10 protein-coding genes and 1 tRNA gene are annotated in these 13081 nt (G+C 60.3%); 7 read left to right on the top strand and 4 right to left on the bottom strand.

Annotated features, from left to right (window positions below; translation table 11 throughout):
• The first annotated feature begins 16 nt into the window (after positions 1–16).
• Both N1078_RS15955 and N1078_RS15950 read left to right on the top strand, forming a co-directional pair.
• Positions 17–1813, top strand: coding sequence for an acyl-CoA dehydrogenase C-terminal domain-containing protein (locus N1078_RS15955; RefSeq protein ID WP_274089141.1), 1797 nt, complete (start codon positions 17–19; stop codon positions 1811–1813).
• 171 nt (positions 1814–1984) lie between these two features.
• Positions 1985–3763 carry an acyl-CoA dehydrogenase C-terminal domain-containing protein gene (locus N1078_RS15950; protein WP_274089140.1) on the top strand — a complete coding sequence of 593 codons (1779 nt, stop codon included), beginning with the start codon at positions 1985–1987 and terminating at the stop codon, positions 3761–3763.
• A 91-nt stretch (positions 3764–3854) separates the two neighbouring features.
• Here N1078_RS15950 and N1078_RS15945 read toward each other — a convergent pair whose 3' ends face one another.
• The 4 genes from N1078_RS15945 to N1078_RS15930 all read right to left on the bottom strand — a co-directional run bounded on the left by N1078_RS15945 (position 3855) and on the right by N1078_RS15930 (position 6926).
• Complete coding sequence (locus N1078_RS15945) at positions 3855–4511, bottom strand: endonuclease I family protein (protein ID WP_274089139.1); 657 nt, start codon at positions 4509–4511, stop codon at positions 3855–3857.
• A 507-nt stretch (positions 4512–5018) separates the two neighbouring features.
• Positions 5019–5426, bottom strand: coding sequence for a PaaI family thioesterase (locus N1078_RS15940; protein WP_274089138.1), 408 nt, complete (start codon positions 5424–5426; stop codon positions 5019–5021).
• Positions 5427–5454: 28 nt separating this feature from the next.
• Positions 5455–6339: an alpha/beta hydrolase family protein gene (locus N1078_RS15935; RefSeq protein ID WP_274089137.1), complete on the bottom strand. Its 885-nt coding sequence runs from the start codon at positions 6337–6339 to the stop codon at positions 5455–5457.
• Positions 6336–6926 carry a TetR/AcrR family transcriptional regulator gene (locus N1078_RS15930; protein ID WP_274089136.1) on the bottom strand — a complete coding sequence of 197 codons (591 nt, stop codon included), beginning with the start codon at positions 6924–6926 and terminating at the stop codon, positions 6336–6338. Before N1078_RS15930 ends, N1078_RS15935 begins: the two co-directional genes overlap by 4 nt.
• Positions 6927–7133: 207 nt before the next feature.
• Here N1078_RS15930 and N1078_RS15925 point away from each other — a divergent pair, with 207 nt between their 5' ends.
• The 5 genes from N1078_RS15925 (at position 7134) to N1078_RS15905 (ending at position 12972) form a co-directional block, all read left to right on the top strand.
• Positions 7134–7730 (top strand): LemA family protein, encoded by a 597-nt coding sequence (locus N1078_RS15925; RefSeq protein WP_274089135.1) that lies wholly within the window; start codon positions 7134–7136, stop codon positions 7728–7730.
• A gap of 17 nt (positions 7731–7747) precedes the next feature.
• Positions 7748–9670, top strand: a complete 1923-nt coding sequence (locus N1078_RS15920) for a M48 family metallopeptidase (RefSeq protein WP_274089134.1) — start codon at positions 7748–7750, stop codon at positions 9668–9670.
• A 248-nt stretch (positions 9671–9918) separates the two neighbouring features.
• Positions 9919–11019 carry a GGDEF domain-containing protein gene (locus tag N1078_RS15915; RefSeq protein WP_337993328.1) on the top strand — a complete coding sequence of 367 codons (1101 nt, stop codon included), beginning with the start codon at positions 9919–9921 and terminating at the stop codon, positions 11017–11019.
• A gap of 129 nt (positions 11020–11148) precedes the next feature.
• Positions 11149–12510, top strand: coding sequence for a putative bifunctional diguanylate cyclase/phosphodiesterase (locus N1078_RS15910; protein ID WP_274089133.1), 1362 nt, complete (start codon positions 11149–11151; stop codon positions 12508–12510).
• Between the two features lie 385 nt (positions 12511–12895).
• Positions 12896–12972 (top strand) — tRNA-Ile (locus tag N1078_RS15905).
• Positions 12973–13081 lie beyond the last annotated feature (109 nt).

The following is a 13081-nucleotide window of genomic DNA, read 5'->3' as shown; positions in this document are numbered from 1 at the left end:
TGACGGAGAAGCCAGCATGCCTGAGTACAAAGCCCCCCAGCGCGATATGCAGTTTTTGATCGACGAAGTTTTCGATTTTCACGCGAGCTATGCCGCGATGGGTGCCAGCGATGCCACCCCGGACATGGTCAGTGCGATCCTTTCCGAGGGCGCTAAGTTCTGTGAGCAGGTGCTGGCCCCATTGAATCGCTCGGGCGATGAAGAGGAATGCCAGATCAACGAGGGTGTAGTGACCACGCCCAAGGGCTTCAAGGAAGCCTTCGCCCAGTACGTTGAGGGCGGCTGGAATGGTCTTTCCGCTGACCCGGTTTACGGTGGCCAAGGCTTGCCGTCTTCACTGGGGTTAATCATCAGCGAGATGGTCGGCTCCAGTAACTTGTCCTGGGGCATGTATCCTGGCCTGACCCACGGCGCGATGTCGGCGATTCATGCCCACGGCAGCGAAGCACAGAAGCAGACCTACCTGAGCAAACTCACCGAAGGTCGCTGGACCGGCACCATGTGCCTGACTGAAGCCCATTGCGGTACCGACCTGGGCCTGATCAAAACCCGTGCCTTGCCCCAGGCCGATGGCAGCTATGCGGTCAGCGGCAGCAAGATCTTTATCTCCGCTGGCGAGCACGACATGAGCGAGAACATCGTGCACCTGGTGCTGGCCAAGCTGCCCGATGCGCCGGCTGGCACGCGTGGTATTTCGCTGTTTATCGTGCCCAAATTTCTACCGGATGCGCAGGGCGAGGCGGGCGCGCGCAATGGCGTTAGTTGCGGCTCAATCGAGCACAAGATGGGCATCAAGGCCTCGGCCACCTGCGTGATGAACTTCGATGGCGCCACCGGTTACCTGATCGGCGAGGCCAACAAGGGTCTTAACTGCATGTTCACCATGATGAACCACGCGCGCCTGGGCACCGGCATGCAGGGTCTGTGTCTCGGTGAGACCAGCTTCCAGGGCGCGATCAAGTACGCCACGGAGCGCCTGCAGATGCGTGCGCTGACCGGGCCGAAAGCCCCGGATAAAGCCGCCGACCCGATCATCGTGCACCCTGATGTGCGGCGTATGTTGTTGACCATGAAGGCGCTGAACGAAGGCAATCGTGCGCTGGCCTATTTCACCGCGCAGTTGATCGACCAAGCGCACAGCGGCGCCAGTGCCGAGCAACGTGAAGAGGCGGAAAACCTCTTGGCGTTCCTCACTCCGATCTGCAAAGCCTTTATGACCGAGACGGGTCTGGAGGTGACCAACCATGGTATGCAGGTATTCGGCGGCCATGGTTTTATCCGCGAATGGGGCATGGAGCAGTTGGTACGCGACTGCCGCATTGCCCTGATCTACGAAGGCACTAACGGTATTCAGGCTCTCGACCTACTCGGGCGCAAGGTGCTCGGCAGCCAGGGCAAGTTGCTGCGCGGGTTTACCAAGGTCGTGCATAAATTCTGCGAGGCCCAAGCCGAGCATCCACAGCTCAAGGGCTATGTCGCGCAACTGGCGACACTCAACCAGCAGTGGGGCGCGCTGACCCAGAAGATCGGTATGGCTGCGATGAAGAACCCGGACGAGGTCGGTGCGGCGTCGATGGATTACTTGATGTACTCCGGCTACGTCATCCTAGGGTACTTCTGGCTGCGCATGGCTGAGGTGGCCGAGCAGCAGTTGGCGGCAGGCGCGAGCGATGCGGCGTTCTACCAAGCCAAGCTGGCCACGTGCGAGTTCTACTTCAAGCGCCTGTTGCCGCGTACGGCCATGCACCTGGCCGGTGCCGAGGCGGGCAGTGAATGCCTGATGCGCTTGCCGGCTGAGCACTTCGCGCTCTGACAGACGGTACGTACTGGTAAAAGCCCGCCATTTGGCGGGTTTTTGCTGTGTGGGGCGGGTTAAATACGGGTTGACTTATTGGTCATTACGCGACGCTATGTGTCTAAAAAGTTGTTCGGTTAGACTCCCAGCACATCTTTATACCTGCTGGTTCGTCCGAGGATTTGCCCCATGGCTGACTACAAAGCCCCCCTGCGTGATATGCGCTTCGTGCTCAATGAAGTGTTTGAAGTTTCCAAGCTGTGGGCCCAGTTGCCGGCCCTGGCGGAAGTGGTGGATGAAGACACCGCCGCAGCCATTCTCGAAGAGGCAGGTAAGGTCACTGCCGGTACTATCGCCCCGCTCAATCGCAGTGGCGACGAAGAAGGTTGCTCCTGGGCCGATGGCGCGGTGAAAACCCCGGCTGGCTTCCCCGAGGCCTACCAGACCTACGCTGAAGGCGGCTGGGTCGGCGTCGGTGGTGACCCGCTATTCGGCGGCATGGGCATGCCCAAGGCAATCTCGGCCCAGGTCGAGGAAATGGTCAACTCGGCCAACCTGTCGTTCGGCCTGTACCCGATGCTGACGGCCGGCGCCTGCCTGTCGATCAACGCTCACGCCAGCGAAGAGCTGAAGGAAAAATACCTGCCGAATATGTATTCCGGCCAGTGGGCAGGCTCCATGTGCCTGACCGAGCCGCATGCCGGTACTGACCTGGGCATCATCCGCACCAAGGCAGAGCCTCAGGCTGACGGCAGCTTCAAGATTTCCGGCACCAAGATCTTTATCACCGGCGGCGAGCACGACCTGACCGAGAACATCATCCACCTGGTACTGGCCAAGCTGCCGGACGCTCCGGCCGGGCCGAAAGGCATCTCGCTGTTCCTGGTGCCGAAGGTGATGGTCAATGACGACGGTTCGCTGGGCGAGCACAATGCGCTGTCATGCGGCTCCATCGAACACAAGATGGGCATCAAAGCCTCGGCCACTTGCGTGATGAACTTCGACGGCGCCACCGGCTGGATCGTCGATGCACCGAACAAAGGCCTGGCGGCTATGTTCACCATGATGAACTACGAGCGCCTGGGCGTGGGCATTCAAGGCCTGTCCCTGGGTGAGCGCAGCTACCAGAACGCCGTTGAGTACGCGCGCGATCGCATCCAGAGCCGCGCGCCGACCGGCCCAGTGGCGAAAGACAAAGCCGCCGACCCGATCATCGTGCACCCCGACGTGCGCCGCATGCTGTTGACCATGAAAGCGCTGAACGAAGGCGGTCGTGCCTTTTCCAGCTACGTGGCCATGCAACTCGACACCGCCAAGTTCAGCGAAGACGCCGCCACCCGCAAGCGCGCGGAAGAACTGGTTGCTCTGTTGACCCCAGTGGCCAAGGCCTTCCTTACTGACATGGCGCTGGAAACCACCGTACATGGCCAGCAGATCTTCGGCGGCCACGGCTTTATCCGTGAGTGGGGCCAGGAGCAGTTGATTCGTGACTGCCGCATCACCCAGATCTACGAAGGCACCAACGGCATCCAGGCGCTCGACCTGGTCGGTCGTAAAGTGGTCGGTAGCGGCGGGGCGTTCTACAAGCACTTCGCCGAAGAGATCAAAGCCTTTACCGACTCGGCTGACAGCAGCTTGGCTGAGTTCGTTAACCCGCTGAAAGAGGCCATCGCCAACCTGGAACTGATGACCGCCGACCTGCTGGAACGTGCCAAGGCCAACCCGAATGAAGTCGGCGCCGCCTCGGTGGAGTACCTGCAGGTGTTCGGTTACACCGCCTACGCCTACATGTGGGCACTGATGGCCCGCACTGCGCTGGCCAAGCAGGATCAGGACGAGTTCTACGTCAGCAAGCTGGGCACCGCGCGTTTCTACTTCGCTCGCCTGCTGCCGCGTATTCACTCGCTGACGGCCTCGGTTAAAGCCGGTAGCGAGTCGTTGTATCTACTCGACGCGGCGCAGTTCTAAGCGTTTCGGCAGCACAAAAAAACCGGCCTGTGCGCCGGTTTTTTTGTGCCTGGGTGTACGGCTTAATTGCTGCGCCCCGAGAGGCAGCGGATCAGTTGTTGATCTGCTGCTCGACCAGTTCGGGGTTGTCGATAAAGCGATTGCGTGTGCCCTGCAGGTTGGCAATCTTGTCGTTACGCGCTATTTCGTCGGCGTCCGGTGGGTCCATCTGGTGCCACTGCTTGAACACCTGCACTTGGCCGACGATGGGCAGGCCGTACTCGACGTGCATATAGAAGATCGCCCGTGCAACGTTGCCTTTGGCTTCGTCTCGTGGCTCTACCAGTTGGAAGCTGGTTTTCATGTCGCAGCCGATGTCGTCGAATTTGCTTGGAACGCTGTCGTCCAGATCGCCGAATTGCGCGTTACGTCGCACCAACTCGACGCGGGTCAGGGCCGGGTAGAGGTTGTGCAGGTCAGACGCCATATAGACGTAGCGCGGGTTCATGATCGCGCACTGGCGGTTGGTGACGCAGCGCAGGGCGCTTTTCAGCTGCTTGCTGCTGTAAACCGGGCTGGCTTTGAACTGGCCGCTTTCCCCGCTAAAGGCTTTGCCGCAATACAACGATGTACCGCCCTGAGCATAAAGTGGATTCCAGAACAGTTGCTCGGCGGCTTTGGGATCGGAAAGTTGGGTTTGCCCATTGGCGGATGCAAGCGGGCTGATGCTGGCTGCCAGGCAGCCGATGGCAAAAAGCAGTGAGCGCATAGGTGGCCCCAGTGACCGCCGTTGACGGGGTCTGTTGTTTTTGTAAGACAAACCCGAGTCTAACAAGACCTGCGTCACAAAATAAAGCCGAGCGGATGCTCGGTTTTACTGGGATGCACGCGCGTAAGCTTTGGCTTACAGCGCGTGCTGCGGATCGCCACTATGCCCGGCGCTGGCCGATGGCTAACCTACAAATCAGGACGTCGCGCAGGAAGCGCATTGAATAAAAGGGATACGTGGGATAGCTGCCAGGACGGCAAGCAGATCAAGGATGTCAGCAAACAGTCTGCAAAAGCCCCGCAATAGCGGGGTTTTCTTTTTTGTGCTCAGCGCACCCATGCGCTTCACCCCTCCGGTGCTTGCGCGCAAAAACGCTCCCGACGTTTTTGTGGCCTGCCATCCAGGGCAGCCACCCTCCGGGCCATCGCTGCGCGATGTTAAAAACTGCTCCAGGCAATTTTTTATGGCGTTCGCCAAGCCGTATAACCCTTCTTGATCTGCCGCACGCTAGCGTGTGATCACGCTAAATACCGCGCTGGCGCGGGCGATGCGTACTGACTCAACTGCAAAGTAGCAATTGGCAAACGCCAGGCTTTTGCCGACCTTTTGTACATCGGTTTCGATGCTTATCCAGTCGCCGAGCTTGGCGGTACCGGCGAAGTCGATGCTCAGGCTGCTGGTGACTATTGGCGTGGGCGGCTCCTGGGCGAAGGCGCTTTTATAGCCCAGGGCCACATCGGCCAGGCTGCTGAGTACGCCACCATGCACCAGGCCTCGGGCATTGCAGTGTTTCTCCTCGGCGCGTAGACCAATCACCAGGCCCGAGTCGGTGCGCTGGTTATAGATCGGCCCGAGCAAATCAAGAAAGGGGCTGCTGCGAAACAGCGGGGTAAAGCCTGCGGGGATCATGCTCATCAGCGAAACCTCCTTTGCTCTGGGTTGTTCAGGCCACCTGGCGCTGCGCCTGTAATTCGGCAAACCAGTTCAGCGTTTCATCCCACAACGACTGCGCCGCCGGGCGGAAGTAGCCCATATGGCCGAGAGGACCGATGCTGGCGGCTGAGTCGATGGTGCGGGCTTGGTAGGGCGCGGCGCTGTAAGCCGCCATAAAGGCGTCGCGCGAGGCGGGCGGGGCCCACAGGTCGTCCAGGGCGTTGGCGGCAGTGATCGGCGTGCTGATCTGAGCGAAACGTTCGGCGAGATCTGGCATCTGTGGGTCTTCAAAGAAGTAGCGCGGGTAGCCGCACCAGCGCTTCCACTGCTTGTACACGCCCAGCGGCAAATCTTCGCCCATACCCAGCTTGCTCCAGGCCAGGTAGCCCTTGTAGCGGGTCAGTAGCGGGCCGATCAGCCGCCACATGGTCAGCACGCGTAGCTGCTCGGCTTTGGGCATCCAGCCATGCCAACCGGCCCCGGTGCCGAAAGTGTAGAAACCCTGCACTTGATCATGGTTCGGCAGCAGGCCGAAGGCATGCCCGCCAAAGGAGTGGCCGACCATATACAGCGGTCGCTGCGGGTGGCGATGCTGATCGACGGCGGCCGCCAGGTCGAGGTGCGCCCAGTCCAGATAATCCATGGCAAAGCCGCGCAGGCTGGCCGGTTTCGATTGGCCGATGCCGCGGTAGTCCAGAGTCAGGGTGCTGTAACCGCGCTGCGCGGCGTACTCGGCAAAGCGTCGGTAGAAGCCCTGGGGGACGCCGGTGGCGCCGGCAATCACTAGCTGCGCCACAGGCTCCGGCGCGTGATACAGCGTGGCGGTGAGCGGATAACCGTCGAGGGCAGGCAGCGCCACGGTTTCGCTAAGAATGGTTGGGGTATCGAGGCTCATGGGCGGACTCCTCCCGGAAACTGTTCGCGGGTCAGGTTGAACAGGGCAGTGGCGGCGCGCTTAAGCGGTTCGCTACTACCGGCCACGCGGGCTTGCAGCAGCCCGCCTTCATACAGCGCGACAAACAGAGCGGCGAGGTTATCCGCCTGTTCGCTGGGGTAGCCGTAGGCATGCAGTTGCGCACTCAACGCTTGGCGCACGGCGGTAAAACTGCGCTGCAGGGCGGCGCGAATCTCCAGATCTTCCGGGCCGCTTTCCAGGGCGATGGTGGCCAGCGGGCAACCGCGCTCGAACTGGCTGTTCTCCAGCTGCTGCAGTGCGCCTTGCAACCAGTTGTGCAGCGCCTTGAGCGGGTCCGGCTGCTGGGTAAAAAGCTGGGTGAACAGGCTGTCGATATGCCGGCTGATATGGTCGATAGCCGCCACCGCCAGCTCGCTTTTACCGCCAGGGAAGTGGTGATAGAGGCTGCCCTTGGGCGCGCCGGCAATTTCCAGTAGCTCGCTCAGGCCCACACCATGCAGCCCCTTGCGTTGCAGAGCGTCGGCCATGGCGTGAATCAGCTTGTCGCGGGTCGAGGTCTTTTTCATAGGTTAAATATATAGACCGGTCGGTCTATTTTTCCAAGAGCTTTTTCCACCATGCGGTATCTGGATGACACCGCATAAGCCAAACGTCAGGACGCGTGGAGTTGCCTACAGGCGCTTTAGGGCCTGCAGTTTTGCGCCGGTGAGCATTCGCTGCAGCGCTTTTCCGCTACCATCGACAGCTCCCTCGCATGCGATAAGGATTGCCCCATGTCCACTGCCACGCTGATTTTCCTGACGGTTGCCGCCGCGCTGATTTTTTTCGTGATTGGTATCTACAACCAATTAGTGAAGCTGCGTAACCGCTTTCAGAATGCCTTTGCGCAGATCGAGGTGCAGCTCAAGCGCCGCTATGACTTGATCCCTAACCTAGTAGAAACCGCCAAGGGCTATATGGCCCATGAGCGGGAAACCCTGGAAGCGGTGATTGCCGCGCGCAATAACGCGGTAACCGGGCTCAAGGCCGCCGCAGCGCAGCCGGGCAATGCTCAGGGCATGGCACAACTGAGCGGCGCAGAAGGTCTGCTGAATAGTGCGCTGGGCCGCCTTAATGTGACGCTTGAGGCCTACCCGGACCTCAAGGCGTCGGCGAATATGCAGCAGCTCAGTGAAGAGTTGAGCAGCACCGAGAACAAGGTGGCCTTCGCTCGCCAGGCCTTCAACGACGCGGTGATGGCCTACAACAGCTATAAACAGTCATTCCCGCCGGTGTTACTGGCCGCCAGTTTCGGTCACGCGCAAGACGCCAGCCTGCTGGAGTTCGCCGACAGCGCCGCGATTCAAGACGCGCCAAAGGTGTCGTTCTGAACTAAGGGCGCACTGGGATGAATTTCTTCGAGCAGCAGGATCGCGCCCGGCGTCACAGCGGGCGTTTATTGATGTTGATGGTGCTGGCGGTTCTGAGCCTGATTACCCTGACCAGCCTGGCGCTGGGGGCAATCTGGCAGCTATTTGGCAATCATCAGAGCTCCCAGGGCCTGTTTGATGGCCCGGGTAGCCTACTGCCCAGTTGGCCATTGGTAGGCGGCGTAGCGCTGGCGGTTGTCGGTGTGGTGTTGCTGGGCAGCCTGTACAAGCAGCTGCAACTGAGCCGTGGCGGGCAGGCGATTGCCGAGCGTCTCGGTGGGCGGTTGATCAACCTGTCGCCACAGAACCTTGAAGAGCGCCGGCTGCTCAATGTGGTCGAGGAAATGGCCCTGGCCTCGGGCACCGCGGTGCCGCCGGTGTATGTGCTCGATGATGCCGGGATCAACGCGTTTGCCGCCGGCCTGACGCCGCAGGATGCGGTGATTGGGATAACCCGAGGGGCGATCTGCCAGCTCAGCCGCGATGAATTACAGGGCGTAATTGCCCATGAATTCAGCCATATCTTCCACGGCGATATGCGCCTCAATACCCGCTTGGTGTCGGTGCTGCATGGCATTCTGCTGCTGGGTTTGATCGGTGGTTTTCTGCTGCGCAGCAGCGGTCGCGGTCGTCGCTCCAGTCGCGATAATTCGGTGGCGGTGGTGCTCGCCATCGGTGTCACGCTGTGGGTGTTGGGCTATGCCGGGACTTTTTTCGGCAACTTGATCAAAGCGGCGGTGAGCCGCCAGCGCGAATTTCTCGCCGATGCTTCGGCGGTGCAGTACACCCGCAGTCCGGAGAGCATCGCCGGGGCTTTGAAGAAAATCGGCGGCAACCTCTACGGCTCGCAACTACAAGCCGGGCATGCTGCCGAGTTCAGCCATATGTACTTTGCCGTCGGCATCAGCCAGGCATTGGAAGGCATGCTGGCCACCCATCCACCGCTGGATCAGCGCATCCGCCGGATTACTCCCGGCTGGGATGGCCGTTACCCGCAGGTGCCTGCGCTCAGCGCTGCAGTGCCGGCCGCAGAGGGCAGTGATTCACCCGCCCGTGTGTCTGGTGCGAGTGCCTTTGTGCCGGGGTTAAGCCCGGCCTCGGCGAGTGAGGCGATTGGTGCCATTGGTGATCCGCAGGCGCCGCACCTTGTCGTTGCGCGTCGCTCACTGGCACAGCTGGATGAGGTCTTGAGTGCGGCGGCGCACAGCTGCAATGGCGCCGAGGCGCTGCTCTACGGTCTGTTGCTTGACCCGGCTGAGGCGCAATCGGCGCAGCAGTTGGCGCTGCTGCAGCCGCGTATCAGCGCCGAAGTGGCGACGCAGCTTGAATGCGTGCGCGCGCCGCTGCGTCAGTTACCCGCGGGTATGCGTTTGCCCCTGTTGGACTTGGCCATGCCGGCGCTCAAGCAATTGGCTGTCGATCAGTTCGCCGCACTGAAAGCCAACCTGGCGCTGCTGATTCGCGCCGATGGCCGGGTTGCTCTACTGGAGTGGACCTTGCTGCGCATTGTCGAGCGCAATGTCGAAGGTGTTCGCGCACAAGCCAGCCGCTACGCGCTGCCGGAGTTGGCCACTGAAGTGCGCGTGGTGTTGTCACTGCTGGCCCGTGCGGGTGGCGTGGATGAGGCGGCCGCGCAATGCGCCTTCAACCAGGCGGACAGCGAACTGCCGTTCAGTGTTGGCCAACTGCTAGCGGCCGATGCCAGTGGTTTGTCGGCGCTAGAACGTGCACTGCGGCGTTTAAGCCTGCTGCGGCCGTTGCAGAAGCCGCAGCTGCTCAAGGCCATGGCGCGCTGCATCGAACATGATGGCCAGATCAATGCCGCTGAGGCCGAGTTGCTGCGCGCTGTGGCCGATATTCTTGATTGCCCGATGCCGCCCCTGCTCGCAGCGCGTGCCTGAGCGGCTGGCCTTGATACTTCATTAAAGCGCCTGCTGGAGCCGGTTTAACGCGAGGGTAAGCCCTGCGCTGGCTGTGCAGGTGGACGCCGAATGTGTGGGGCAGGGCTGATGCCGCGCTGCATACCTGACGCATCAGTGCCTGGTGTAGGGCGTGAGCACGCTGATTGTTGTGCCCCGGCGAGCGAGCGCTGTTGCTAGCCTGGCTAATCGGTTAGGTTTTCAGGCAAAGTGCAGGTTACCAAGCATCTATGAAGTGGCAAGTTATGCCCTTTAAGTCGAGCGCCAACATGGACGGTGATAACAACGTTGCAGTCGACGACCTGCAGTATCTCGGCCGTCGTTCGTTAATTCGGATGATCTATGCCTGCACCGGGCTGACCCTCGGGGTGTTCTGCGCGTTGCAGTTTATGGCCGGCAATTACCTGTTCGCGAGCATTGAGCTGATCTTCTGCGTGGCGCTGTTGTGGGGTGTATGGGGCATTGTCAGGGCACGCAACCTGTTGCCTTGGATCTACCTTTACCTGCTGCCGACCTTCAGTTTTATGCTGTACATCATCGTTATCCCCAATGCCTCCAAGACCGCATTTGCCTGGGTCTACATCATCCCCGTCATGTCGTACCTACTGCTTGGGCGTAAGCGCGGCAGTATGCTGGCGCTGCCCTTTGTGCTCGCCGCCTGCCTGCTCTACCTCAACACCTATCCCGTGCGTCTAGATGCCGAGGGGTTGATCGACCTGGGCAATGCGCTGTTGTGTGGTGTGTTGCTCATGGTCTTTGTGCACCTCTACGAAGCTCGCCGTGCCTTTGCCTATAAGCAGTTGCAACGGATGGCGCGTACCGACGCTCTGACCGGGGTGGCTAATCGGGGCAGTTTTCAGCAGAGCCTGGAGCAGAGCGTACGAGAGGCCCAGCGCAGCCAGGCCAAGTTAGTGCTGGTGATCCTGGATGTTGACCACTTCAAGCGGGTCAACGATCAATACGGTCACGCTGCCGGCGACCAGGCCCTGCAGCATATCTGCAACAGCCTCAGCCAGCGCCTACGCAACACCGACACCCTAGGCCGCCTGGGCGGTGAGGAATTTGGCTTATTGCTGCGCAATACCGGACACAGTGCGGCCGAACCCTTAGTGGAAATGCTGCGCGAACAAATCGCCAGTAAGCCGCTGACTTACGGCGACAAGCAGATCGTGCTGACAGTGACCTTTGGCATGGCCGAATGGCCCAGCGACGGCCAAACTGCCGAGCAGCTTTACCACTGTGCCGACCAGCGGCTTTATCGCGGTAAGGCACAGGGCCGAAACCAGTTGGTCGGCCGCGCAATGCCTAGCGTTCGCCTCAGCGAGTTCTAAGCTGGGCCTGCAGCCGTGCAGGGCGCCCACAGCGGCGACTACACTCACTCGGTAACCCCCTGCGCCGCGCTGAAAACTCAGTACGCCAAGGCGCGGTTCACGAATCAATAGGTCAATCAGGGATTCTTCATGACCATTCTTTCGTCCTTTGCCAAACAGGTCGCCAAACTCTGGTATTCGCCTGATCTGCTCTTGATCGGTCAGCGCCGTGAGCGGCGTATGCGCATGCTCGCCAGTCTGGTGCTGGTGCTTGTCGGCAGTTTATGGGGCGTCTTTTTCACCCTGCAGGGGGGCTGGGGCATCGTCTTGATGGACCTGCTGCTGATCCTTTGTGGGCTGGGTGTATTTATCCTGACCCTGCGCAATCAAGTGCGCCTGGCCAACCTGCTGCTGTTTGGCGTCATCATCCTGGTGATTGTCGGCATGACCCTGTTGCTGGATCCCAACACCACGGCGGCGCCACGGGCCACGCATCTGTACCTGCTGCCCATTGCGGTGGCCGCGCTGATGGCGTTCAGGGATGAGCCCATGTGGTTGCGCTACGGCGTTGCGTTGCTGTGTCTCGGGCTATTCACCGCGCTGGCCTCATCATCCTGGGCCCCATCAAGCGCTTACAACCTGCCGGATGAGGTGCGCGTGATCGGCTCTTGGGTGCAGAGCATCGTGGCCATGCTGATGTTGTTTGTGCTGCTACATATTCTGCAGAGCGATGCCGTCGAGCGCTCAATACTTGACCGCGATTTGCGCGTGGCGCTGCGTGAGCAGCAATTCGTGCTGCATTACCAGCCTCAGCTCAACCGTACCGGCCAGGTAATCGGTGCCGAAGTGTTGATCCGCTGGCAGCACCCGCAGCGTGGGCTCGTAGCCCCAGCCGAGTTTATTGGCCATGCCGAGCAAACCGGGATGATTATCCCGATTGGTCAGTGGGTGCTTGAGCAAGCCGTTAGGCAACTGCGCTGCTGGAGCGACGAGCCGTTATTCGCAGGCATCGGCCTCGCGGTCAATATCAGCCAAAAACAGTTTCGTCAGGCCAGCTTTGTCGCGGACACCCTCGCGCTGCTCGACGAGCACAGCATTGATGCTCGGCGGCTTGATCTGGAAATAACCGAGACTCTGATCGTGCAAGACCTTGAAGACCTGCAGCACAAAATGAGCGCCCTGGTCGAACGTGGCGTGCGCTTCTCGCTGGACGACTTCGGCACCGGATTTTCCTCCCTCAGCCACCTCAAACGCCTGCCCCTCGACACCCTGAAAATAGACCGCTCATTTATCTGCGACGTACTCACCGACAGCAGCAGCGAAACCATCGTGCGTACGGTTATCGGCTTGGGGCAAAGCCTGGGCATGACCGTGATCGCCGAAGGCGTCGAGAACGAAGCGCAGCAGCAGTTCTTGCTCAGCAACGGCTGCATGCAGTTCCAAGGTTACCTGTTCAGTAAACCGCTGCCGCTGCAGGCGTTCCGGGACTATGTAGCGCAGCAGAACAGCTGAGCGGGAACCTAATTCAGCGGTTATGGGTATAAAGGAAAAGCCGCCAATGCGCGGCTTTTTGTTTGCGGGGTACGCACGGATATAGGCAGCGGTTAAGCACTCGGTTCAGCTTGCCGGCTGAAGTGCGACTAGCTGCGCTGCAGCCAGAGCCTGGGGCATTCATGAATTTGCTAACCGGTGAGCCGATTAGCGAACCTGTTCGGCTCACTGCTTAATTGCGTTCATCTGACTGCTTGTGTCCTCAGGCTTGCCGTTGCCGGCAGATATCTCTATTTTTTGCTATTAGCTGCCCATCCAAGCTGACGCCTTCGTACAAAACTGCCTCACTCCAGGCCATTCGGTTGGCGCTACCGCGAAGGCACCGGTATAATCCGCCCGCCTCTGAGGGCCCATAGCTCAGTTGGTTAGAGCAGAGGACTCATAATCCTTTGGTCCACGGTTCGAGTCCGTGTGGGCCCACCAACTCCAAAGCCGCGCACTGCGCGGCTTTTTCATGGTGCGCCAGGCATGGCGCGTAGCGCCGTGACTGGCGCTGTCGGGTTCACTGTGGTGGTGAGCCTGGCGACTTGGA

It is taken from the genome of Pseudomonas sp. MIL19 (assembly GCF_028680365.1).
Taxonomy (GTDB): domain Bacteria; phylum Pseudomonadota; class Gammaproteobacteria; order Pseudomonadales; family Pseudomonadaceae; genus Aquipseudomonas; species Aquipseudomonas spirodelae.
This window is presented reverse-complemented; position numbering and strand designations above follow the sequence as displayed.